The organism is Micromonospora sp. URMC 107 (assembly GCF_051386315.1).
In the GTDB taxonomy this organism is placed as follows: Bacteria; Actinomycetota; Actinomycetes; order Mycobacteriales; family Micromonosporaceae; genus Micromonospora.
Map to the genome: position 1 here is coordinate 1 of NZ_JBPQTK010000313.1, position 385 is coordinate 385.

Consider the following 385-nt stretch of genomic DNA (forward strand, 5'->3'; position numbering starts at 1 on the left):
GACTGGCGCGGGATCGCCTGGGTGGGGTCGGCCGAGGGCGGCTGGCCGAACGGCGGGGCGCTCTGCGGCTGGCCGAACGGCGGCGCGGACTGCGGCGTCGGGGCGGCCGGGGGCGCCGACTGCGGCGCCGGGCTGAACGGCGAGCCCGGCTGCGGGCCGCCGGCGAACGGCGCGGGCTGCTGGCCGTACGGGGCGCCGTAGGGGCCCGGCGCCTGCCAACCGCCCTGCTGGCCGGGAACCTGCTGACCGGGAACCTGCTGGCCGGGGGCCGGGTAGCCGCCCTGCTGCTGGGGCCACCCGGGCTGCGGCTGGCCGTACACGCCGGGCTGGGGCTTCGGCTTCGGCACGTGGTAGAGGGTGCGCCAGACCTTGAACACGACGTACG

Annotated in this window: 1 pseudogene; it reads right to left on the reverse strand. The window is 79.2% G+C overall.

The window, feature by feature from the left end:
- Nucleotides 1–385: pseudogene (locus ACSNN9_RS28680) on the reverse strand (hypothetical protein); the annotation flags it as partial.